Below are 23,458 nucleotides of genomic sequence, written 5' to 3'. Positions count from 1 at the left end.
AAACATCAATAGATGAAATGAAGTCATTCTGGCAGGAGGAAAATCAAGATGATGGATAAGAAAATCCTTGTAGTCGATGATGAAAAACCGATTGCAGATATATTAGAGTTTAATTTAAGAAAAGAAGGCTATGACGTGCATTGTGCGTACGACGGAAACGAAGCCGTGGAAATGGTGGAGGAGCTTCAGCCAGATTTAATTCTTTTAGATATTATGCTTCCGAATAAAGACGGAGTTGAAGTGTGCCGGGAAGTCCGGAAAAAATATGATATGCCGATTATTATGCTGACGGCAAAAGACTCGGAGATTGACAAGGTCATCGGGCTTGAAATCGGAGCGGATGACTATGTCACGAAGCCTTTCAGCACGCGTGAGCTTCTGGCCCGCGTCAAAGCGAACCTGCGCCGCCAGCTTACGGTTGCGCCGGCTGAGGAAGAATCAGCTTCTAATGACATTCATATCGGTTCTCTCGTCATCTTCCCTGACGCTTATGTCGTATCAAAAAGAGAAGAAACGATCGAGCTGACTCATCGTGAGTTTGAATTGCTTCATTACTTAGCCAAACATATCGGACAGGTCATGACGCGTGAGCATCTGCTGCAGACTGTGTGGGGCTATGACTATTTCGGTGATGTGAGAACGGTGGATGTAACAGTGCGCCGCCTTCGTGAGAAAATCGAGGATAATCCGAGCCATCCGAACTGGATCGTCACAAGACGGGGTGTCGGTTATTACTTGAGAAACCCTGAACAGGACTAACCGGCGATGAATAAGGTTGGTTTTTTTCGGTCGATTCAGTTTAAGATCACGCTGATCTATGTGCTTCTCATTATCATCGCCATGCAGATTATCGGCGTGTACTTTGTGAAACAGGTGGAGAATTCTCTTCTCAAGTCCTATGAATTATCGTTAAATCAGCGGATTGACAATCTTTCCTATTATATTGAGCAGGAATATAAAGGAGACAATGACAGCACCGTCATTAAAGATGACGTCAAACGGATTTTGAATGATTTTACGAAAAATAATGAAATACGGGAGATTACATTTGTTGATAAAAGCTATGAGGTCGTCGGTTCTTCGAGGCCTTATGGCGAGGAAATAGCGGGAAAACAGACGACTGACCCGATTTTTAAACGGATTTTCTCAACAAAACAGGCCTATTCAAAAAAATATTATGATCCTAAAAGCAAAAACAGAGTGCTGATTTCAGCAAAACCTGTCGTCACAGAGAATCAGGAAGTTGTCGGCGCGATTTATGTCGTGGCCAGTATGGAAGATACCTTTAACCAGATGAAAACCGTCAACTCGATTCTTGCTTCAGGAACAGGCTTAGCCCTTGTTCTGACGGCTCTTCTCGGTATTTTTCTCGCCCGCACCATTACCCATCCGCTGTCAGATATGCGTAAGCAGGCGATGGAACTGGCAAAAGGAAATTTCTCCAGAAAGGTGCGGAAATACGGGCATGATGAAATCGGTCAGCTCGCAACGACATTCAACCATCTGACGAGAGAGCTTGAAGATGCCCAAGCCATGACGGAAGGGGAGAGAAGAAAGCTTTCTTCCGTCATCGCGTATATGACGGACGGTGTCATTGCTACGAATCGCAATGGGGCTATTATTCTTTTAAACAGCCCTGCGCTTGAGCTGCTGAATGTTTCACGTGAAACGGCTTTAGAGATGCCGATTACGTCTTTATTGGGCATAAAAGAGAACTTTACATTTGAGGATTTAGTAGAACAGCAGGATTCCATGCTGCTGGAGATCGAACGTGACGATGAAACGACTGTACTGCGGGTGAATTTTTCCGTTATTCAGAGAGAGCACGGAAAAATCGACGGTTTAATCGCGGTTCTTTATGATGTCACCGAACAGGAAAAACTCGATCGGGAGCGCAGAGAGTTCGTTGCCAACGTGTCTCATGAGCTGCGGACACCGCTGACGACCATGCGAAGCTATTTAGAGGCGCTTGCAGAAGGCGCGTGGGAAAACAAAGATATCGCTCCGCGTTTCTTAATGGTGACCCAAAATGAGACTGAGCGCATGATCAGATTGGTGAACGACCTGCTTCAGCTTTCTAAATTCGACAGCAAAGATTATCAGTTTAATCGGGAGTGGATTCATATGATCCGCTTTATGTCACTGATTATCGATCGTTTTGAAATGACGAAAGAACAGCATGTCGAATTTATCCGCGAGCTTCCGGACAGAAATCTGTACGTGGAGATTGATCAGGATAAAGTGACGCAGGTTCTCGATAATATCATTTCTAACGCACTGAAATACTCACCGGAAGGCGGACATGTCACTTTCTCAGTCGATGTGAATGAGAAAGAAGAGCTGCTTTATATCAGCGTAAAAGATGAAGGTATCGGCATTCCGAAAAAAGATGTGGAAAAAGTCTTTGACCGTTTCTACAGAGTGGATAAAGCGCGCACGAGAAAACTCGGCGGCACCGGGCTCGGCCTTGCGATTGCAAAAGAGATGGTTCAGGCGCACGGCGGAGACATTTGGGCCGACAGTGTAGAAGGCAAAGGAACGAAGATTACATTTACTCTTCCATATAAAGAAGAGCAAGAGGATGATTGGGATGAGGCGTGAAAATATAAAAACAGTCATACTGTCAGTGCTGGTCGTCATTAGTCTTGTTTTAACATGGGGAATTTGGACATTCCAGCCCAATTTTTCAGAAGGCACGGCCTCAACCAAATCGACTGTCCGGGAAAAGCATAAAATTGATAAAACGAGCCAAAAAGTAGCGCAAACGGTAAAACCCCGGGATATGTTTATTCATACAAACGGCTCTCATTACAAAGTGAATGATGAGACGCTCTTTAATGACCTGTGGGCGGATTTGCCGCAATGGGAAGTAAAAGGGATGAAGGATATTTCCGATCAATACGACAAGCTCGGTTTTAAAAATTGGCTTTACGGCAGAAACGGCAATTCGGCAAAGCTCGATCTGCAATTTAATGACACCATTCCGATTGATTTCTTCCAAACGATGTTTAAATGGTCGAATCCGTCAATGGAATACAGCTCATTTGACCATATTGTCATTCCGTTTAATGAGAATAAGACAAATAAGAAGATTTACATGGTCTCATACAGCAAGCAGCTGATTTTGGAAGTGACTGTGGAATCGGCGAATTACCGCAATCTGATGAATGAGCTGTACAGCAAAAAGTCGAGTATGCCGTTATACCACCTCTATTCGGTCGGAAAAAGCAAAGAATTTCTCATGCCGAATGCGCGGTTTAATATGAAGGAAAAAGAATTTATCACTGAAACCATTAAGACGAACCTGTTTAAGCAGACGCTTTTTAATGATCCGAGCACGGTCAGAGAAGACCCGAATTACAATCGGAATGTGCTGACTGACGGAATCAGCCGTCTGGAAATCAATTCGACACAGCGGCAGATTCAATTCCAGCATCGGAACCTGGCACAAAGCGCTTCTTATCAAACAGGCGAGCTGATTAAGAAAAGTTATAAATATTTAGAGGATACGGGAAGCTGGACGGATCATTATCAATTTTTCAATGTGAGTGATAACCAGCAGCTGAGTTTCTACATGTTTAAAGATCAAATGCCCGTGATCAACAGCACGTCTAAGCCTTTCGGCTCCGGACCTGTTTTGACCCTGCAATGGGCCAATGACGAGGTTCTCAGCTACAAGCGGCCGAACTATGTTCTCGGACCGAATCCGATTAAAACAAAAGACGTAAAAATGATGAACGGCAATGAGGTTGTGTCTCTGCTGGAGCAGCAGGATAAATACGACGTGAATAAAATCGACCAGATCTTCCTGTCCTATCAAATGGTTTCTTCATCAACGAATGATCTCGTTGAACTGGAACCCGTCTGGAGTATGAAAATCAACGGGAAGATCGTCCCGATTACGAAAGATCTGCTGGGGAAGGAGGAGGACGATAATGGAGTGGAATAAGACAAAAACGATCTTCATCATTGCCTTCCTCATCCTCGATATTTTTCTCGGCTATCAGTTTTTTGAAAAACGCTCGAGCAGTGAATACGAAGTGATTAAAAATTCAAACGTGGAAAAAGACATGGAAATGGATCATATCACATTCGGCAACCTGTCTTCTGATTCCGCGACGGGCTACCGGCTGACGGCGGGCCAAAAGGTATTTACCGCCGAAGATATTGATGCTTTGAAAGATCAAAAGCCTTTAATGGAGATGCCGGCGGATGATCACAAGGTTACGACGCTGAAAATGAAATTTACCGATCCGGTCGGTTTATCGAAGCAAAAAACGCAGGAGGATGCGGAATCGCTCGTCAGCTCTAAAGTAACCGGCGGTGAAAAATATAAACTGTGGAAAGTCGACAAGGATAAAAAACAAATCATTTTTTACCAGATGTATGACGGCCAGTTTATTTATCAGGATTTTGACTCGTCCACGGATGCGATCGGACAGGTGATTCTGCATCTGAACGATAAAAATGAGGTCGTATCTTACGAGCAGACCATGCTGGAGTCATTCAAACGAATCCAGACGGAGAGCCTGATTCCTGAGCTTGATGCGGTCGAATTATTGTATTCTCAAAATTACTTAAAAGCGAATTGCGCCGTTAAAAGCGTTAAGTTCGGCTATATTGCCCAATATCCGCTGACAAGTACGCAGGTGCTGGCGCCGGTATGGAGAATTACAATCGAAGATAAGTCAAAAGGGACGAAGAAAAAGACACTGCAAACGTACACTGTGAACGCATTGGAAAGTACAGTCATTGATAACAATCAAAATAAATAATGGAGTGAGACACAATGGGCTTGCAATTTAGCGTGCTTGCGAGCGGGAGTACCGGAAACGCGTTTTATCTGGAGACAGAGGAGCACTCTTTTCTGGTGGATGCCGGCCTGAGCGGTAAAGCGATGGACGGGCTGATGGAGAAAATCGGCCGCAAGATAGACGACGTCGACGGCATCTTTGTCACTCACGAGCACAGCGACCATATTAAAGGGCTCGGCGTCATTGCGAGAAAGTACGGTCTTCCCGTCTACGCGAATGAAAAGACGTGGAAAGCGATGGAGAATCAGATCGGCAAGCTGGATACCGGACAAAAGTTTTTGTTCCCGATGGAAAGCGTGAAATCCTTCGGCGGGCTTGATGTTGAGTCATTCGGCGTCTCTCATGACGCGGCCGAGCCGATGTTTTATGTTTTCCACTACCAAGGCAGAAAGCTCGCGCTGATGACGGACACCGGGTATGTGAGCGACAGAATGAAAGGCATTATCCGTTCGGCCAATGTGTTTGTGTTTGAAAGCAACCATGATGTCGGCATGCTGCAAATGGGCAGATACCCTTGGAGCATTAAGCGGCGGATTTTAAGCGATGTCGGCCACGTCTCGAATGAAGACGCGGCGCTCGCCATGACTGATGTCATCGGCGACGGCACATCGCGCATCTATTTGGCGCATCTGAGCCAGGACAACAATATGAAGGAACTGGCGAGAATGTCCGTGCAGCAGACATTGGCTGCGAAAGGATTTGTCGCCGGGGAAACGTTTCAGTTATTTGATACCGATCCGAAAATCCCGACGCCGCTGTGCGCCGTGTAATTTTTCCAAATGAATCATGATTATTAATCCGCGATCTGACCCACACTATAAGCAAATCGAGTACTCTTGAAAGGATTTGAGATAGGGTGGATTATAATCGCGATGATGAACAGTACGCCTCCGAACAGCCCCGCCGCAGCAAGAGAGGGTACTTTCTATCAAGTCTGATCGGCGTCATCGTCGGGGCCGCGCTCATGGCTTTCCTGCTGCCGTACTGGACAGGCGGAGACCATGGAGAAAGCAGCAAAAGCACCAGCCAGCGTCTCGGCAGCGAACAGGTGAAAACAGTCAACGTAAATGTCAATGACGCTGTCACGAATATGGTCAGCCGTGTATCAGATTCGGTAGTCGGCGTTCTCAATATCCAAAAGACCGATATTTGGGGAGAGGGCGGCGAAGCGGGAAGCGGGTCGGGCGTCATTTACAAAAAGAACGGAAACACTTCTTATATCGTAACCAATCACCATGTCATTGCAGGTGCGACTGAAATTGAGATCAGCCTGAAGGATGGCTCACGCGTGCCTGCTGAGCTGATCGGGAGCGACCGTCTGATGGATCTCGCCGTGCTGAAGGTGAAGTCTGATAAAATCAAATCGGCCGCCCAGTTCGGCAATTCTGATCAAGTCAAAGTCGGAGAACCGGTCATTGCGATCGGAAATCCGCTCGGGCTTGAATTTGCGGGATCAGTGACACAGGGGATCATTTCAGGCACGGAAAGGGCAGTGCCCGTTGACTCAAACGGCGACGGACAGCCGGATTGGAATGCGGAAGTGCTGCAGACCGACGCCGCGATTAATCCCGGCAACAGCGGAGGCGCTTTGATGGATATATCGGGCAAGGTGGTCGGCATCAACTCAATGAAGATCGCTGAATCCGCCGTTGAAGGCATCGGCCTGTCCATCCCGTCAAAGCTTGTCATTCCCGTTATTCAGGATTTAGAAAAATACGGAGAAGTCAGACGGCCTTTCCTCGGTATTGAGATGAAATCCTTAACGGATATTGCGAGCTACCATTGGAGCCAGACGCTGAAACTTCCGAAAGGCATTAAAACCGGGGCGGTCATTATGGGTGTCGACGCGTTTTCACCGGCCGGAAAAGCGGGTTTGAAAAAGCTCGACGTGATTACCGGGTTCGACGGACATAAGGTCAATGACGTTGTGGATCTCCGTGAGCGCCTGTATCGCAAAAAGATCGGCGACCGTGTGAACATCACGTTCTACCGTTCGGGAAAGAAAAAAACAGCGGAAGTCAAACTGACAGAAGCGGATCGATTACAGAAATAAAAAAACAGCCCGGACGGGACTGACCCCTGTTTTTGAGACAGGGATCAAAACACCTTCATACAGCCAATTGCCGATATTGTATCGGCGATTGGCTGTTTAGTTTCGTTTGAATACGAATATTGTTATAATAATGAATGTATTCTATGGCAGTGCGTTCTACGATGGTCGTCGTAGTTCGATCAATGCTGTTAAGATAGAACGTTTCAGACTTTAGTGAGGAATGAAACGATTCGATGGAGGCATTATCAGCGGGCGTCCCTTTGCGGGACATGCTCATGGTAATGCCTTTTGTTTTAACAGCTTTCTGATACTCATAAGATGTATAAACAGAACCTTGGTCACTATGTAACACGCAGTTCTCTGGCAGTGCGGGCAGCTGATCAAGTGTGTGTAAGACAAAGTCTGTGTCCTGTCTATCGCCAATTGTAAAAGCAATCACTTCTCCATTGTATAAATCCAATATACTGGAAAGATACAATTGTTTCTGCCCATAAGGCAAATATGTGATATCCGTTACTAGCTTTTCCAGAGGGCGTTCAGACTGAAAGTTTCGATCCAATATATTCTCGGCCACGGCATATGGCTGCCCATCTTTCTTGCGCTTTTTCACCTTAACCCGGCATTGCCACTGATTCTTCTGCATAATGCGCTGAACCGTTTTATGATTCACACGCATTCCCTTTTTTAATATGGCTGTGATTTTCCGATAGCCATATCGAAACTTGTGTTCTCGGCACAACGTGCCGATTTGTTTTTCTAAATGGTATTTAGGGTTATCTTTCATCAGATTCTTCTTCCAACGATAATAAGATGCTCGTGAGATACCTAAATGAATACAGATATCCTGTATGGTCATTGTGCCGCGCAATGCTTCTACAAGCTCGACTGGCGTTTCGCTATCAGCTTCCTTTCCAATTCGTTGCACTTTTTTAAAACTTCATTCTGTTGTCTCAGATAACGATTTTCTGCCTGCAGTTTCTCTAATTCGGAAGAATACTCCGGGCCTTTTCCGTAAGTGTATTGCTTTCCGACAGGCTGTTCGAATCGATGTGTATCCCCAGTCTTATGCCATCTAACCCATGTCTGAACCTGTGTCTTATTCTTAATATTCAATTCCTGCATGATCTCTTTCATAGGCACGCCTGCCAATCTCATTTCTACAGCCTTCTGTTTCACTTCAACCGGATAACTCACTCTTGTCCCCATAGAAAAAACACCTCCAAGTCTAATTTCGGCTAACAATCATCCGTTTTCAAACTTGAAGGTGTTTTTTGTTTGTCTCATCTTATGGGGTCAGTCCCGACATCCGGGCTGTTTTTTATTGATTTATTTGTTAATATTATACTATTATGAAAACGGGGAGGTGAAACACATGAAAACAGCTGATGTGATCATCGTATTGAATGAAATTGAAGGTGAATGTGAAGGAAGAATTATTTTAGAATGCAGAATTTAAGAAAATGAAACATGTCATATCAAACGTCCTTTTTCAGGGCGCTTTTTTTATGCCTTTTTTCAGAATCCATAAAAAAGAACTGAACGTGGGTCACAACACGTTCAGTTAAAAATGGGTATATTTAGAAAAAGGTAGACATGAACTTAGAACTTTGTGATTGAAACAGACTGGTGCTGCTGAATTGAAGCGGCAGATGAAACTGCCGGCAGCTTATTTTTTGTTATTTACAGATGGCTCCGTTTTGAGCGTTTATTTTAACCGTTTGTTCCGTATGGTTTTGGGCAGTGATTTTCACGATGTACTTGTAGACGCCGTTTTCTTTCTTCATTTCAGACGATTTCACAGCGCCTTTGCAATGGCTGAGCGCGATGGAATGCGCTTTTTTAGAAGCGATCATCACTTGTTTTTTCTGCACTTCTTCTTTCAGGATTTTTCCGCTTTTGCCGTCCATGTGGAGCGTATGAAGCTTGCCGTCCTGGCCGAATATGCTGACAACATAGACTGATACGCCGTTTTCTTTTTTCATTTGAGCGGATTTCACAGCGCCTTTGCAATGGCTGAGTGCGAACGATTCCGCTTTTGCACGGGTCATGTGTTGCTGGTTATTCTTTATATCATGTTTGACGATTTTGCTGTTTTTACAATTGATATGGAATGTGTGAAGCTTCCCGTCTTGTCCTGACACCTGAACCACGTAAACCAAAGCGTTATGTTCGGTCTTCAGCTCAGAAGACTTCACTGTTCCTTTGCAATTCTTCACGGCGATTTTTTCAGCGCCGGATTTTGAGATGAATTGCTGTTTCTTTTCAATTTGGTGTTTCACGACTTTTCCGCTGGAGCTGTTGACATTGACGGTGTGCTGCTTTCCTTTTACGTCAAGGACGTTGACAACATATACGTAAGCGCCGTTGACTTTTTTCATTTGCGCTGATTGAACGGCGCCTTTGCAGCTGCAGTTTTTCAATGCGGTCTCTTTCGCTTTAGAGATAGAAACGGAAGCCTGCTGTTTCGTTTCCACTTTCGTCTGCGCTGCGTCATCCTTATGAATGACAGCCGCATGCGCTGAAGTTAAAGAACTGATTGAAAGTATGGTCCCCAGTGCAGCTCCTGATAAAACTTTTGTAATTCCCATCATATATTCCTCCTTAAACATTTCATTGTTGGCTTCCCAACTAAGGCTTATTGTAAAGACCCAAACTGAAAACAACATGAATCTAAGCTGAAAACTTCCTGAATTCAGCGGATTTTCAGCTTAGATTCAGTTTTGTTTCAGATAAAAGCGAATAATAGAAGGGGAAGCGAAAAAAATAAACACAGGCTGATACATCTAAGGAGAGACTGCATCATGGATAAGTTGAAAGGCATCAAGGTGCTGATTGTAGACGACGAGCCCGCCATCATTGATTTTTTAACGATGGGGCTTGTCAATGAAGGGTTTGAAGTGATGTCCGCGGCAGACGGGATGTCGGCGATGAATCTTGTGAAAACATTTCAGCCTCATATTGCCGTTTTGGACGTGATGATGCCGGGAATGGATGGGCTTGAGCTGTCAAGGATGCTTAAGAAAACAAGCAATACCGCCATCATCATGCTGACCGCGAAGGATGAAGTAGAGTTTCGCGTAAAGGCGCTGATTGAAGGCGCTGATGATTACATGATCAAACCGTTCAGCTTTGAGGAGCTGCTTGCCAGAATTTACGCAAGAATCCGCAACCAGTTTCCGCATCTTTTCGATGAGGTGGTGCTCGGCCCCTTCCGAATCGATGACCGGAGCAGAGAGATTTTTTACAATGAACAGCCTTTGAAGCTGTCCGCCACCGAATATGAACTGCTGAAATGTTTAGTGCTCCGCCACGGAACGGTTCTCAGCAAAACGAGGATTCTCGATCAGGTATGGGGCTATGATTTTTACGGGGAAGACAATATCGTCGAGGTGTACATCCGTTCTTTGCGCGAAAAGCTGAAGGACAAAGAACACAAGGTGATTCGCACGGTTCGGGGCGCCGGGTACAGGGTGGATCTGGCATGAAACGGCTGTACAGAACCCTGCGATTCCAGCTCCTGTTCAGGTCACTGGCGATTTTGGCCTTGCTGTTATGTTTCATCGGCGGCACTCAGTACATGTTTATGACACGGACGATGTATGAAAATCAGGCGATCAGCATTCAGAGTTATATCAATTCAATGGATCAAAGCGTATGGAGGTCAATCAAAACCCTTGCCCGTTCCGAAACATCGGCTCATCCGAATTTGATTTACCCCGGGGTGACGGTTGCTTTTATCAATCCATCATACAAGATGTCTGTTTTATCAGAAGACCCGCACGCGGGGGCCGCTCCTTCTTTCCCGAAAAAAGTGTATCAGGATGCGCTGACAGATACAATGGCGCTTCACTATCAGGTGGCTCACAATAAGGCGGGTGAGGAAATCATCGTCGTGTTTCAGGCGATTTCCGTTGACGGAAGGCAGGCGGGAGTTGTGCAGATGAGCACGCTGACGCAGCCTCTGAATGATTCGCTTTTCCGCCAGATCAGCATTTTCGCGGTGCTTTCCTTTGCGGCTTTGGTCATCGGACTGTTTGTTTTCTTGCCGGTGATCCGGCTCACACTCAAGCCGCTGTCCCGCATTGTGCGTATGATGGGTGACATTAATGCCGGCAGTCTCGATAAACGGCTGCCGATCGATAGGAAGCAGGCCGAAATTGAGTCATTGGGCATCTCCATCAATCAGATGCTGGAACGGATTGAAACCTCTTTTCAGGCGGAAAAAGAAGCGAAGGAACGAATCCGGCAGTTTGTATCAGACGCATCACATGAGCTGAGAACGCCGCTTACCTCCATTCACGGCTTTATCGAAATTTTAATGCGCGGAGCGGCGGAGAAGCCGGAGCAGAAAGAAAAAGCGCTTCAAAGCATGTACGCGGAATCCGCCAGGGCGAATAAGCTGATAGAGGATCTTCTGTTTCTCGCGAAGATTGACCGGGTGCCGAGCTTTGAAATGAAAAAAGGCGCATTGGGAGACGTCATTTTGGAAATGGAGGCTCAGCTGAAGCTGCTCGCGAGAAACCGGAAGCTCGAGTTCTTTGTCGATCAAAAGATAGAAGCCGTTTTTGACAAAGACAAAATGAAGCAGGTCATTCTCAATCTATTTTACAATGCGGTGCAGCATACGGATGAAGACACGGGTGTCATCACCGTCTCCCTGCAGAAAGACGGAGGAATCATGCTTATGATTGCGGATAACGGAACGGGAATCGCTCCGGAGCATGTGCCTCATTTGTTTGACCGGTTTTACAGGGCGGAAACCTCCCGATCCCGTCAATCCGGCGGCGCGGGGCTGGGTCTTGCCATTACTAAAACCATTATCGACAGCCATAACGGAACAATTGAAGTGAAAAGTGAGCAGGGAAAAGGCTCCGTGTTCATCATCCGGCTGCCGGGATAACCCGGGAAGCAGGAAGAAATATCACAATTTATATATAAATTCTAAATTTTCAAAAAATAACTTGTCCTTTTCCAATATTGATGATAATATCTAGTTATTGGTAAAGGGGGTGTGTACTGATGAAGATTGAAGAACTTGATCTTGATACAGAAACAGCAAGCTTGGTGCATCGCTGCTAGTAAAGCCGTGACTCCCCTCATTGGGGAGTTATTATCTTTCAGGGGGTATGTCATGATGTCAACTGACTGTAAGCGCTGGAAGTTTAAAGACAGCGTGCAGGTGCTGACCTACACGGCGCATATTATCATTCAATATCGAAAGGCGATTAAGCTTGCGCATACGAGTGAGATCAAAGAGGCGGTTGAACGGCTGATCACCGGCTGTGAAAAACAAGAGCTTTCTGATCTTCTGGGAGAGGAAGCGGGAAACCAGTTTTTCGATGCGTTAATGAAATTGGATGCTTTAATAGAGCCATGGCAAAACGGCCGTGAAGGCCGCATCACTGAAAAGCAGCTGTACCATTTTGAGAAATACAACCAAAACCCCAATCTGATCCAAAACAGATTAGACGGCAGCAGGGCAGCGATCGTGGGTCTGGGGGGCGTCGGAACGATCATTCTTCAAAACCTTCTGGCGGCGGGCATGCAGCATTTTATTCTCATTGATTTCGATGCCGTATCAGTACATAACCTGAACAGACAATTCGTCTATAATAAATCTTCTGTAGGCAAATTAAAGATCTCAGAATGCAGAGATTATATTGCGGGTATCAATCCCCATGCGGACGCAGCACTTTACCATCAGGAAATTACACAGCCGCAGGACCTGCGTGTGTTAGATCCGTACGAAATTGATATCGTCATAAATGCCGCTGACAAACCCCATAACATTTCTGAATGGGTTTATCAGTATTGTAAGCAGCGGAATATCGCGTTTATGACCGGGGGTGTCGGCAGCTTCAGCGGCCAATGGGGGCCTCTGCTCACGCCTGAATCCTATCAATCCGGCGTCACCTATGAAAAAAACATGCCGGCCGGACTTCTGAACTGTTACCCCGATGAACCGATCAAAGGTTCTTTAGGAGCGACAAACGGTATTATATCCTCGTTTATGTCTCATGACATTATCACATACCTTGCAGGCGGAAGCCCGAAATCCCTGAATACCCGCATCGGCTTGGACTTTGACGGCCTTCATATTACAGAAACGAAGCTTTCTCAAAAGGAAAGCGCTTTATGAAGACGATGCATCGTACGGCGAGAAAACCGGGCGACCCTCTGAAAATAGAAATCGACACAAGCCCGATACGCTTGAACCCATTAGATACGCAGGATTACACAAGCAAGATGATTTGCAGCATTATGTATGAAAGCCTGCAGGACGGCTATAACTGCCGAATCATCCGCAAAGATCGCCGCACCTGTCAGGTGGACATTCACCCGGACTATTTAGGTGACGCCGAGGGTGTGGTTCAAACGATCATCTATCATCTGACGAAAGAAAATCAAAGTCCCCATCTCGGCAGTTTCCTGAACATAAAACAGGCCGTTCCGTATGTAAAAGGCCTCGTCTCATCCGATCAGCTCGGGGTGAACGTAACGGGCGAAAAACGCTTTGAAGTCACCTTGGACGAGCCATCTGATGAAATAGAAGCCGTTTTGCAGAGCAGCTTTCTGATTCCGAGAACCGCCGAGGGCGATGTGCCGGAAAACGGCCCGTACCGATTTAAGCGTACGTTTGAGAAGGGGCTGGAATTTGAGCGGAATCCGCAATATAAAATGACGCCCGCGGATGACCGCACCGTTCAGATCATCCAATTTATTTTGAATGATGATCTGGAAAAAAGCATCGGGCTGTACGAAGCGAATCAAACGGACGTGACCTGCCACACCCAGTTTCATCATTCCAACATGAGGTATCGGCAGTATGCTGATTTTAAAGAAAATCATTTGCCGATGTTATTTACCTTCAAGGTAAAGGACGTCATGCTGAGATCTTTCATTCAGCATTATTTTGATAAACAAAAACTGGCCGGGGATTTGGGGCATATCATCACACCGACTGATTCACTGATCGGTATATGGGAAAGCGGGCGGACACCGCAGAAAGATCCGCCCCTTTTGACAAAAGAAGAGCCGATCCGAATCGTTTATGCCGATTATTATCCCAACGGAGAGATCATTGAAAGGCTGGCTGAATTGTTTCGGCGGGCCGGAGCGGACGTATCCGTCTCCCGCGTCAGTCATTTCAATGATTATTACCATATGGATAAAAGCGGGTTTGATATTGAGCTCCATTTGTTCCTGCCGGCTTACATGCATGAGCTGAGCTATATCAAATATTTCATCCGCGACATCAGCGATCCAGGGAAGAAAAAAACGATCATTGATGCCGCAGGATCTGAAAAAAAGAAGGAACTTTTTGCGTTATTCGAGAATACAACTCATTATTACCCAATTTGTTTTGGGAAAAGTCTGTATCTGCAAGATCCATGTATAGAGGGTTTTAGTGTAAAGACTGACGGGCTCCTTTCTGTTCATGATGTTAAATGCAGATAGCTGGAAAGGGGTATTCATTTGCGGAATCGAAATTTGCTTTATTTCTCCGGTTTTTTCGGAAACTTCTTTTTCGAACGGGGAATTTGGATTTTATATTTAACAAGCATGAATTATTCATTGTTTCTTGTAGGCATCCTGCAATCGGTCCTGAATTTGGCGATGTTTCTGGCGGAAGTGCCGAGCGGCGTCATCTCGGACAGAATCGGGAGAAAAAAATCGCTCTTGCTTGGCCATTTTATGGTCATTGTCTATTTGGTGATGTTCCTGAGCTTCCATAACTTCATCGCCCTCTTCATCGCCCATATGATATACGGTATCGGGCTGACGTTTATATCAGGAACGGATCACGCCTTTTTGTTTGATTCACTGAAAGAACAAGGGAAAGAAAAATGGTACGGCAAATCCATCGGAAATTATAACGGACTTGTCATACTCGGTCTTGCGATCGCCATGGGCATCGGCGGCTACTTGCAGGAAATATCATGGTCGTATGTGTTTATCGCCGGGATTGTCACTCAGCTGATTGCGATGGCGGTCATTACACAGCTGACGGAAATCAAATTTGAAAACAGTGAACACGAAACGCAGACGGTCGGGGACATCTTAAAAGAAGTCAAAGATTTCTTCAGGCTGAACAAAGCCTTTAAATATCTGGTGCTGTCACTCTCCGTTTTCTTTGCGATTACATCGGTTTTTTATATGTACGGACAAGATTTGTTAAGTCAGGAAGGGCTGTCCGTGCGCAATATATCCATTATTTTTGCGGGGCTGTCCATCTTGCAGGCGCTGTGCTCCATCTTTTCTTCAAAGCCGGCGGAAAAATTCACGCCGAGGCGCGTGCTTCTGCTAACATTCTGCATCATCGGGGCGGCCTATCTGTTTATACCTTCGGGCAGTCTGTACGTGACGATTGCAGCTTTTGTCGTCATTAACGCGCTCTATGATGTGATAGAACCCGTATCCAGTCAGGTGGTGAATAATGAGATTCCGTCAAGAACGAGAGCCACGCTGCTGTCCATTATCAGTTTGATGACCTCGCTCTTCATGTTCATTGCCTTTCCGTTTATCGGATTCTTAACGGACTATTTTGATTCAGCTTTGCTGCTGACCGCAATCGGGGTATTATCCATCTTATTGTCGCTGTTTATGATGCTCAGCTTTTACAAACTGAAAGCGAGCGTCGCCATCCAGAATAAAGTCGAGCTTTGAATCAGAAAGACAAAGGGATGATGTGAATTGCTGAATATTCATAATCTTACGGTAAATTTAGCGGGAGATACCATTTTCAAACAAGTTTCTTTCTTCATCAATGAAGGCGAAAAAGTGCTTGTGGCCGGGCCGAACGGTTCCGGCAAAAGCACGCTGTTCAGGGTGCTTTCAGGAGAGCTTGAGGCGGATGAAGGAACGATTGCGATCAACAAAGGGGCGAAGGTCGGTTTGCTGAAGCAGATCGCTGATCCCCATGAGGATCTGACGTTGTATCAATATCTGGAAAAATCGTTTGAAGCTCTCGCGGCGATCCAGAAGGAAATGAAGGCCATTGAGCTGAAGCTTTCGGAACCGATGAGTGATGACGAGCTGACTGCTTTATTGGAAAAGTACAGTCAATACACGGAAACATTTGAGCGGAACAACGGCTACAAGATGCATGCGATGATTGACGAGGTATGCAACGGGCTCAGCCTCAGCGAATTAAAGGATCAGCCGTTCTCAAAGCTGAGCGGCGGCGAAAAAACAAAAGCCGGCCTTGCCGAAATTTTAATCCGCAACGACGACATTATACTGCTGGACGAGCCGACCAACCATTTGGATGTCCACGCGATTGAGTGGCTTGAAGGGTTTATAAAAAAATCGAACAAAACCATTCTGTTTACGACCCACGATAAAACGTTTGCCGACCAGACGGCGATGAAGGTGCTCGAGATTGACGATACCGAGGTGAAGATCTGGCCTTACGGTTTCAGCGAATACCTGAAAAAGCGGGAAGAATTCATTATCGCCCAGTTTGAGAAATATGAAGAACAGCAGAGAAAAATACAGAAGATGAAGGAATCCATCGCCCAGCTGAGAGATTGGGCCAACCGCTCGAATCCGCCGTCTGTCAGCCTGCACAGACGCGCGAATAATATGGAAAAGGCGCTGAAAAGGATCGAGCTGATCAATAAGCCGGTCCGGACGGAGCAAAAATTAAAAAACGCATTTCAGGAAGCAGGCGCCGGTTCAAAAGATATTGTGTTCATTGAAAACGGAAAGGTGGCCAACGGATCTTCCCTTTTATATCATAATGTGAATCTGCGAATAAAGCATAAAGACAGAATCGGCGTCGTCGGCAGAAACGGCGTCGGCAAAACAACGCTGATCCGCTGTATCATCGGGGAAAGAGAACTGTCGGACGGCACCATTAAATTGGGGGAAAATCTTAAGATAGGCTACATTGATCAAAAGAGCCATGTCGGAGATTCGAGCCAGACGATTCTGCAATTCTTTAAAGAAAATCTGCTGACTGAAGAGGGCATGGCCCGGAATATGCTGGCCAAGTACGGATTTTACGGGTCGTCGGTCTTTAAAAAACTTTCTGTCCTGTCAGGCGGTGAGAGAATCAGGCTGAAGCTGTCCATCTTAATGGAAAAAAAACTGAATGTCCTGATCCTGGATGAGCCGACCAACCACTTGGACATTGAATCTCAGGAAATTCTCGAAAACAGCCTGATGCAGTTTCAAGGCACCATTATCTGCGTTTCTCACGACAGAAACCTGCTGGAGAAGTTCAACAAGATTTTCTGGCTTGAGAATCAAAACGTCACCATCTTTTCAGGTCCATACAGTTACGCCAAACAAAAAAAACGGCAGATTGCCGAATAAAAGGGGAATGGATATGACCATTGACAGACTGACAATCAATGAGTTATCGTACGATCTTTTTGTAAACGAGTATGCTGATAAGAAACCTTTTATTTTGACGGGGGCAATGGATCACTGGGAATGCAGGCCGTGGACGCTTGAATACATTGACGAACACTATGGAGACAGAATGGTCACCATCCGGAAATCAGATATCGAAGGGGTCAAAACGTTTAAACAAGTAAAGCTTTCCAACTATATCGAGTACATTGATCAGAATGATGACAAATGGTACTGTGACTGGAATTTTACGCAGCTGAACCAAAATGACTTAGACCTTGTCTATTCCGCACCCGAGTATTTTACAAAAGACACATTGAGAGCGGACGAAGAAACGGGACGGGACTGGAAATGGTTCTTTCTCGGTTCTAAGCAGACAGGCACGCCGCTGCATCAGGATTTTAACAGCACGCACGCGTGGAACGGCGTCATTTTCGGAGAGAAGGAATGGATCTTCTATCATCCGGACGACTCTCCGTATTTGTACGAAGGAAATATCAATGTCTTTGATGAAAAAGATATAGAGCAAAAACCGCTGGCGCAAAAGGCGTCTCCGATCCGCTTCAGACAAAAGGCGGGAGAAATCATTTACGCGCCGCGCTATTGGTGGCATCAAGTCGAGAATACGGAACATACATTGGCAGTGAGCGAAAACTTTTGGTTTACCGGAGAGAGGCTTGCCAATCAGACATAACCTGAAAAAAGGCTGAGGAGCATCTCAGCCTTTTTTTGTATGGATTCATTTCATCCGGTCCAGACCGAATTTTTTCAGGCGGTATTGCAGGCTCTGTCTGCTGATTCCGAGCTCGTTTGCCGTTTTGGATATGTTATTGCCGTGTTTTCTCAGGGTTTTTTCGATCATGTATTTTTCGAAGTTTTCCATTTTGTCTTTTAAATCGGTGCCGGGCTGGGTGCTTGCGGCGGCTTTGCTTTCCGTGTCAGCGGGTTTGATTTTCATCCGGTATTGGTAAGGCAGGTGGGCCGCCGTAATCGTCGTTTCATCCGTCATAAAGTTCATGGCGCCTTCAATCATATGTTCAAGCTCGCGAATGTTGCCCGGCCAGTCATATTCCAGGAAGAATCGCTGCACATCGTCACTGATCGAATCGACATGCATTTGGAACAGGTGGTTGTTTTTCTGGATAAACACTTCGGCCAGAGGCAGAATGTCTTCCTTGCGCTCCCGGAGCGGGGGAATGATCAGCGTGACAACGCTTAAGCGGTAGTATAAATCTTTGCGCAGCCGCTCTTCTGAAATGGCGGTGATCGGGTCTTCATTCATCGTGGCGATGATGCGGACGTCAATCGGTTTGTCCTGCGCTGATCCGATGCGCCTGATTTTCTTTTCCTGAAGGGCGCGGAGCAGTTTTGCCTGCAGGCTGAGATTGAGCGAGTTGATCTCATCAAGGAGCAGGGTGCCTCCCTGCGCCTGCTCAAATAAGCCGGGCTGGTCGATGGCTCCGGTAAAGGCGCCTTTTTTCGTGCCGAATAAAATACTTTCGACCAGGCTATCCGGCAGGGCGGCGCAGTTTTGTGAGATGAACGGGGCGCCTGAGCGCTGGCTGCCGTTGTGAATGCTTTGGGCGAACAGTTCCTTGCCCGTTCCCGTCTCGCCGGCCAACAGCACCGATGATGATGTGCGGGTTGCCCGTTTCGCGTTTTCGATGACTTCCCGAATGACCGGGCTGTTGCCGAGAATACTGTCAAACGTGTAGCTGTTCTGTTCTTTCCTGTGCATGTTCTCCCTGATCAGCCGTTCGAGCTTGGTGACGTCCTTGGCGATTTCCACGGCTCCCTTGATCTCGCCGTTTTGCACAATCGGGAAGGTGTGGTTGATCGTCGTGATTTCCTGGCCTTTGTTATTGAAATAGCTTTGCTTCACGTTTTTAATCGTTTTGCCTTCTTGAAGGGCCTGAACGAGCGTGCTGTCCTGCTGATTGGAAAACATAAATACATCAGTCAGGTTTTTATGCAGGACGTCCCGTTCATCCATATCTTCAATCTGCATCATTTTCTTATTGTAAATGACGGTGCTGCCCTTTTCGTCCACCACATGCAGCCCGACATCAATCTCTTCCAGAATGCTTTGTAACACGAGTGTGTAAAATTCGCTGGTTGTGTGCAGGTCAATTCCCCCTCTCAATCGTCTTAACATTCATTATTTTAAAATAAATCGAACGGGAAACGCAAAAAAATTTTGCGCTTGGCTGAAGTTTGCACACAAACTGCCGGAAAATTTTGCGGGAAAAGAAAGAATGCTGGCGAAACATCCCGTTTTTTCGAATTGGCACGGAACTTGCTTTATAAAAAGGGAAAGCAAGATCTAATGTTGAATGATTACAAAACAAGGGGGAATCAGATTATGTCAGCTTTCACAAAATCTCAAGAAATTATCAGCCAAACTTCACATTACGGCGCGAACAACTATCATCCTCTGCCGATTGTTATTTCCGAAGCGCAGGGTGTTTGGGTAAAAGACCCTGAAGGCAATCAATATATGGATATGCTGAGTGCTTATTCTGCGGTGAACCAGGGGCACAGACATCCGAAGATCATTCAGGCGCTGAAGGATCAGGCGGATAAAATCACTCTGACGTCACGCGCGTTCCATAATGATCAGCTCGGTCCGTTTTATGAGAAAACAGCCAAGCTGACCGGAAAAGATATGATTCTGCCGATGAATACGGGGGCGGAAGCCGTTGAATCCGCTGTCAAAGCGGCGAGACGCTGGGCATATGAGGTCAAAGGAGTAGCGGATAATCAGGCGGAAATCATTGCGTGTATCGGCAACTTCCACGGCAGAACGATGCTTGCGGTATCCCTTTCTTCAGAAGATGAGTATAAACGCGGTTTCGGACCTATGCTTCCGGGTATAAAATTAATTCCATACGGAGACGCAGAAGCGCTGCGCCGGGCGATCACGCCGAACACAGCCGCTTTCTTATTCGAACCGATTCAGGGTGAAGCGGGCATCGTCATTCCGCCGGAAGGATTTTTACAAGAAGCGGCAGCCATTTGTAAGGAAGAAAATGTACTTCTGATCGCTGATGAAATTCAGACGGGACTCGGCCGCACAGGGAAAACATTCGCGGTTGACTGGGAAAATATCGTACCGGATATGTTCATCTTAGGCAAAGCGCTCGGCGGGGGCGTCTTCCCGATTTCGTGCATTGCGGCGAACCGTGACATTCTCGGCGTGTTTAACCCGGGTTCCCACGGCTCGACATTCGGCGGAAACCCGCTCGCTTGCGCAGTATCGCTCGCATCTCTTGAAGTCCTTGAGGAAGAAGGGCTGGCAGAGCGTTCCCTTCAGCTTGGCCGTTATTTTAAAGAAGAGCTTGAGAAAATTGATAACCCGATCATAAAAGACGTGCGCGGTCGCGGCCTGTTTATCGGCGTTGAACTGACAGAAGCGGCCCGCCCTTATTGTGAAAAGCTGAAAGGCGAAGGGCTTTTATGCAAAGAAACACATGATACCGTGATCCGTTTTGCACCGCCGTTAATGATTTCCGAGGAAGACTTGGACTGGGCGATCCAAAAGATCACAAACGTGCTTCAAAACGCGTAAAACCTTGATGCGGCAATGCTTTCCCTCGGCTTGTATGGAATTTACAAATAAAAAATTCAGCACACTCTATTTGCGCGGCGACAGTATTTTAGTATAATGTATCTTTATGTACGAAAATGAATTTCATATAACATTCATATACAAATAGAGGCTCTTTGGACAGCAAATCGGTTTCAAAGCACCGGCTTGGTTCCAATACAAGTTGCTGAAGGGGTGCAGAATAGTGAATACAAATCAAAAAGAGAATCAGCTTCAGCGCACAATGAAATCACGCCATTTGTTTATGATTTCTTTGGGCGGAGTGATCGGCACCGGGTTTTTCCTGAGTACCGGATTTACAATTAACCAGGCGGGACCGCTGGGCGCGGTTCTGTCTTATCTGGTCGGCGGTTTTATTATGTTTTTGACAATGCTCTGCTTAGGCGAGCTTGCGGTTGCCCTTCCCGTATCAGGGTCGTTTCAGACGTACGCAACCAAATTCATCAGCCCCGCTTTCGGTTTCGCATTCGGCTGGCTGTACTGGCTCGGCTGGGCGGTGACATGCGCCATTGAGTTTTTATCTGCGGGACAATTGATGCTCCGCTGGTTTCCGCATGTTCCCGTATGGGTGTGGTGCCTCGTGTTTGTCGGACTGATGTTTCTTTTGAACGCCATTACCATAAAAGCGTTCGCTGAGTCGGAATTTTGGTTTTCCGGTATTAAAATTTTAGTCATTCTGCTGTTTATTATTTTGGGCGGCGCCGCCATGTTCGGCCTGATTGACATGAAACACGGCGAGCAGGCTCCTTTCTTCTCTCATTTTTATGAGGATGGATTGTTTCCGAACGGCATTAAGGCTATGCTTATTACGATGATTACCGTAAACTTCGCGTTCCAGGGAACGGAGCTGATCGGGGTTGCCGCGGGAGAAAGTGAAAATCCCGAGAAAACGATTCCGCGCTCTATCCGGCAGACGGTATGGAGAACGCTTGTCTTTTTCGTTCTCTCCATCATCGTCATTGCCGGGATGATTCCGTGGAAGCAGGCGGGAGTGGTCGAAAGCCCGTTTGTCGTGGTGTTTGAACAAATCGGTATTCCATATGCCGCCGATATTATGAACTTTGTTATCTTAATTGCGCTGCTCTCAGTGGCCAACTCAGGCCTGTTTGCATCGACGCGTATCTTATATGCCATGGCGAACGAAGGACAAGCCTTTAAATCGCTCGGCAAAACAAATAAACGCGGGGTGCCGATGAACGCTCTGATCGTGACGCTGGCCGTCGCCTGCCTGTCACTGCTGTCTAAAGTGGCAGCGCCGGAAACCGTTTATATGTTTCTCTTATCATTAGCCGGACTAAGCGCGCAGGTCGGCTGGATCACGATTTCCCTGTCACAGCTGATGTTCAGACGGAAATACATCCGCGAAGGCGGCAAAGTGGAAGACCTGAAGTTTAAAACACCGCTGTACCCGGTGCTGCCTATTATCGGGCTGACGTTAAACACGGTCGTTCTGATCAGCCTCGCATTTGATTCAGAACAGCGGCTCGCCCTTTATTGCGGCATTCCGTTCATGGCGGTGTGCGTTATCGTCTATCATCTGTATGTAAAAAAGCATAAGCAGTCAGAAAAACAGATAGAGCTTTAAATCTTTTCGTGTCCAAGTCATCTTTGAGAAACCCGCACAGGACAACATACAACATGTTGAGGTGGAAAAACGGATGAACAAGAATATCTCAGTTATTGGAATGCCGATGGATTTAGGACAAGCACGACGCGGAGTGGACATGGGCCCGAGCGCCATCCGCTACGCGCATCTCATTGAACGGTTATCTGACATGGGGTATGCGGTGGAAGACTTAGGCGACATCCCCGTCAATCGTGAAAAACTCAAAAATGATGAAGAGCTGAAAAATCTGAACTCTGTGCTCTCGGGGAACGAGCAGCTCGCCCAAAAGGTGGAAAGCGTCATTGAGAATGAGCGGTTCCCTCTCGTCTTGGGCGGCGATCACAGCATCGCGATCGGAACGCTGACAGGAACGGCAAAGCACTATAAACAGCTCGGCGTCATCTGGTACGACGCGCACGGCGACTTAAACACCCTGGAAACATCGCCGTCAGGCAATATTCACGGAATGCCGCTGGCCGTCAGCCTCGGCGTCGGGCACGACACATTGGTGAACCTGGGCGGGTATGCCCCGAAAATCAAGCCGGAGAACGTCGTCATCATCGGCGCGAGATCGCTTGATGAAGGCGAGCGTGAATACATTAAGGAAACAGGCATGAAGGTCTATACGATGCATGAGATTGACCGCCTCGGCATGACAAAGGTCATTGAAGAAACCATTGACTACTTGTCAGACTGTGACGGCGTTCACCTCAGCCTTGACCTCGACGGCCTTGATCCGAGCGACGCACCCGGCGTAGGCACGCCTGTCGTCGGCGGCATCAGCTACCGTGAAAGCCACTTGGCAATGGAAATGCTGTATGATGCCGACATCATCACTTCAGCTGAATTTGTCGAAGTCAACCCGATCCTCGATCACAAAAACAAAACCGGCAAAACAGCGGTCGAGCTGGTAGAATCTTTGTTAGGAAAAAAACTGTTATAAAATATGCGCCTCCGCACCTGCGGAGGTTTTTTTGTTGCCACGAGGAAACTAGCGGGCTGCCACCCTCTTTTTAGAC

General features: G+C 46.7%; 19 protein-coding genes. 16 read left to right on the top strand and 3 right to left on the bottom strand.

The genetic code is table 11. The annotated features are described in order from the left end of the window. Positions 1-51: 51 nt before the first annotated feature. The 6 genes from walR (at position 52) to NYE50_RS21385 (ending at position 6,867) form a co-directional block, all read left to right on the top strand. On the top strand, positions 52-759 hold the full coding sequence (walR, locus tag NYE50_RS21410) for a cell wall metabolism DNA-binding response regulator WalR (RefSeq protein ID WP_004393104.1): 708 nt from the start codon (positions 52-54) through the stop codon (positions 757-759). Positions 760-765: 6 nt separating this feature from the next. Next, positions 766-2,601 carry a cell wall metabolism sensor histidine kinase WalK gene (gene walK, locus NYE50_RS21405; protein ID WP_004393106.1) on the top strand — a complete coding sequence of 612 codons (1,836 nt, stop codon included), beginning with the start codon at positions 766-768 and terminating at the stop codon, positions 2,599-2,601. Next, positions 2,591-3,949, top strand: a complete 1,359-nt coding sequence (yycH, locus tag NYE50_RS21400) for a two-component system activity regulator YycH (RefSeq protein ID WP_224988726.1) — start codon at positions 2,591-2,593, stop codon at positions 3,947-3,949. Before walK ends, yycH begins: the two co-directional genes overlap by 11 nt. Continuing rightward, positions 3,936-4,775 (top strand): two-component system regulatory protein YycI, encoded by an 840-nt coding sequence (locus tag NYE50_RS21395; protein WP_014419340.1) that lies wholly within the window; start codon positions 3,936-3,938, stop codon positions 4,773-4,775. The genes yycH and NYE50_RS21395 overlap by 14 nt, the downstream gene beginning before the upstream one ends. 14 nt (positions 4,776-4,789) lie before the next feature. Beyond that, positions 4,790-5,584 (top strand): MBL fold metallo-hydrolase, encoded by a 795-nt coding sequence (locus tag NYE50_RS21390; protein ID WP_007407895.1) that lies wholly within the window; start codon positions 4,790-4,792, stop codon positions 5,582-5,584. Positions 5,585-5,670: 86 nt separating this feature from the next. Beyond that, a complete protein-coding gene (locus NYE50_RS21385) occupies positions 5,671-6,867 on the top strand; it encodes a S1C family serine protease (RefSeq protein WP_022554034.1) in 1,197 nt (398 codons plus the stop codon). A gap of 55 nt (positions 6,868-6,922) precedes the next feature. Here the strand turns inward: NYE50_RS21385 and NYE50_RS21380 are convergent. Together NYE50_RS21380 and NYE50_RS21375 are read right to left on the bottom strand one after the other, a co-directional pair. After that, a protein-coding gene (locus tag NYE50_RS21380) for an IS3 family transposase (protein ID WP_099721935.1) occupies positions 6,923-8,073 on the bottom strand; the annotation gives its coding sequence in 2 pieces (ribosomal slippage) (positions 6,923-7,800 and positions 7,800-8,073; 1,152 coding nt in all). Between the two features lie 470 nt (positions 8,074-8,543). Further along, complete coding sequence (locus NYE50_RS21375) at positions 8,544-9,455, bottom strand: PepSY domain-containing protein (protein WP_094296163.1); 912 nt, start codon at positions 9,453-9,455, stop codon at positions 8,544-8,546. A gap of 213 nt (positions 9,456-9,668) precedes the next feature. On the opposite strand from NYE50_RS21375, the gene NYE50_RS21370 reads away from it, so the two are divergent. The 7 genes from NYE50_RS21370 to NYE50_RS21340 all read left to right on the top strand — a co-directional run bounded on the left by NYE50_RS21370 (position 9,669) and on the right by NYE50_RS21340 (position 17,920). Next, positions 9,669-10,352, top strand: coding sequence for a response regulator transcription factor (locus NYE50_RS21370; RefSeq protein WP_095060437.1), 684 nt, complete (start codon positions 9,669-9,671; stop codon positions 10,350-10,352). Then, on the top strand, positions 10,349-11,767 hold the full coding sequence (locus tag NYE50_RS21365) for a sensor histidine kinase (protein WP_159353655.1): 1,419 nt from the start codon (positions 10,349-10,351) through the stop codon (positions 11,765-11,767). The genes NYE50_RS21370 and NYE50_RS21365 overlap by 4 nt, the downstream gene beginning before the upstream one ends. Positions 11,768-11,998: 231 nt before the next feature. Then, on the top strand, positions 11,999-13,006 hold the full coding sequence (locus tag NYE50_RS21360) for a ThiF family adenylyltransferase (protein ID WP_159353654.1): 1,008 nt from the start codon (positions 11,999-12,001) through the stop codon (positions 13,004-13,006). Next, positions 13,003-14,325, top strand: coding sequence for an ABC transporter substrate-binding protein (locus NYE50_RS21355; protein ID WP_159353653.1), 1,323 nt, complete (start codon positions 13,003-13,005; stop codon positions 14,323-14,325). The genes NYE50_RS21360 and NYE50_RS21355 overlap by 4 nt, the downstream gene beginning before the upstream one ends. Positions 14,326-14,343: 18 nt before the next feature. Beyond that, complete coding sequence (locus NYE50_RS21350; RefSeq protein WP_159353652.1) at positions 14,344-15,534, top strand: MFS transporter; 1,191 nt, start codon at positions 14,344-14,346, stop codon at positions 15,532-15,534. A gap of 27 nt (positions 15,535-15,561) precedes the next feature. Next, positions 15,562-17,187, top strand: a complete 1,626-nt coding sequence (locus NYE50_RS21345) for an ABC-F family ATP-binding cassette domain-containing protein (RefSeq protein WP_159353651.1) — start codon at positions 15,562-15,564, stop codon at positions 17,185-17,187. Positions 17,188-17,200: 13 nt separating this feature from the next. Next, entirely contained in the window at positions 17,201-17,920 is a 720-nt protein-coding gene (locus tag NYE50_RS21340) for a cupin-like domain-containing protein (RefSeq protein ID WP_159353650.1), read from the top strand. A gap of 45 nt (positions 17,921-17,965) precedes the next feature. On the opposite strand, the gene NYE50_RS21335 is transcribed toward NYE50_RS21340, so the two are convergent. Next, a complete protein-coding gene (locus NYE50_RS21335) occupies positions 17,966-19,381 on the bottom strand; it encodes a sigma-54 interaction domain-containing protein (protein WP_053285281.1) in 1,416 nt (471 codons plus the stop codon). 207 nt (positions 19,382-19,588) lie between these two features. Here NYE50_RS21335 and NYE50_RS21330 point away from each other — a divergent pair, with 207 nt between their 5' ends. The 3 genes from NYE50_RS21330 to rocF all read left to right on the top strand — a co-directional run bounded on the left by NYE50_RS21330 (position 19,589) and on the right by rocF (position 23,382). Further along, the gene (locus NYE50_RS21330; RefSeq protein ID WP_159353648.1) at positions 19,589-20,794 is read left to right on the top strand and encodes an ornithine--oxo-acid transaminase; all 1,206 of its coding nucleotides are present in this window, start codon (positions 19,589-19,591) and stop codon (positions 20,792-20,794) included. Positions 20,795-21,017: 223 nt separating this feature from the next. After that, positions 21,018-22,418 (top strand): amino acid permease, encoded by a 1,401-nt coding sequence (locus tag NYE50_RS21325; protein WP_159353647.1) that lies wholly within the window; start codon positions 21,018-21,020, stop codon positions 22,416-22,418. A gap of 73 nt (positions 22,419-22,491) precedes the next feature. Next, entirely contained in the window at positions 22,492-23,382 is an 891-nt protein-coding gene (gene rocF / locus NYE50_RS21320; protein ID WP_076424846.1) for an arginase, read from the top strand. Positions 23,383-23,458 lie beyond the last annotated feature (76 nt).

The organism is Bacillus sp. EU55 (assembly GCF_038005925.1).
Classification (GTDB): Bacteria; Bacillota; Bacilli; order Bacillales; family Bacillaceae; genus Bacillus; species Bacillus velezensis.
Note: the sequence above shows the minus strand (reverse complement) of the source record. Positions and strands in the feature narration are given on the sequence as shown.

What these genes read in the sequence shown, in the direction of transcription:
- walK (WP_004393106.1), top strand. Translation starts at nt 766, where the DNA reads ATGAATAAGGTTGGTTTTTTTCGGTCGATTCAGTTTAAGATCACGCTG.
- NYE50_RS21340 (WP_159353650.1), top strand. Translation starts at nt 17,201, where the DNA reads ATGACCATTGACAGACTGACAATCAATGAGTTATCGTACGATCTTTTT.
- NYE50_RS21355 (WP_159353653.1), top strand. Translation starts at nt 13,003, where the DNA reads ATGAAGACGATGCATCGTACGGCGAGAAAACCGGGCGACCCTCTGAAA.
- rocF (WP_076424846.1), top strand. Translation starts at nt 22,492, where the DNA reads ATGAACAAGAATATCTCAGTTATTGGAATGCCGATGGATTTAGGACAA.
- NYE50_RS21375 (WP_094296163.1), bottom strand. Translation starts at nt 9,455, where the DNA reads ATGGGAATTACAAAAGTTTTATCAGGAGCTGCACTGGGGACCATACTT.
- NYE50_RS21360 (WP_159353654.1), top strand. Translation starts at nt 11,999, where the DNA reads ATGATGTCAACTGACTGTAAGCGCTGGAAGTTTAAAGACAGCGTGCAG.
- NYE50_RS21330 (WP_159353648.1), top strand. Translation starts at nt 19,589, where the DNA reads ATGTCAGCTTTCACAAAATCTCAAGAAATTATCAGCCAAACTTCACAT.
- NYE50_RS21335 (WP_053285281.1), bottom strand. Translation starts at nt 19,381, where the DNA reads ATGTTAAGACGATTGAGAGGGGGAATTGACCTGCACACAACCAGCGAA.
- NYE50_RS21390 (WP_007407895.1), top strand. Translation starts at nt 4,790, where the DNA reads ATGGGCTTGCAATTTAGCGTGCTTGCGAGCGGGAGTACCGGAAACGCG.
- NYE50_RS21370 (WP_095060437.1), top strand. Translation starts at nt 9,669, where the DNA reads ATGGATAAGTTGAAAGGCATCAAGGTGCTGATTGTAGACGACGAGCCC.
- yycH (WP_224988726.1), top strand. Translation starts at nt 2,591, where the DNA reads ATGAGGCGTGAAAATATAAAAACAGTCATACTGTCAGTGCTGGTCGTC.
- NYE50_RS21395 (WP_014419340.1), top strand. Translation starts at nt 3,936, where the DNA reads ATGGAGTGGAATAAGACAAAAACGATCTTCATCATTGCCTTCCTCATC.
- NYE50_RS21365 (WP_159353655.1), top strand. Translation starts at nt 10,349, where the DNA reads ATGAAACGGCTGTACAGAACCCTGCGATTCCAGCTCCTGTTCAGGTCA.
- walR (WP_004393104.1), top strand. Translation starts at nt 52, where the DNA reads ATGGATAAGAAAATCCTTGTAGTCGATGATGAAAAACCGATTGCAGAT.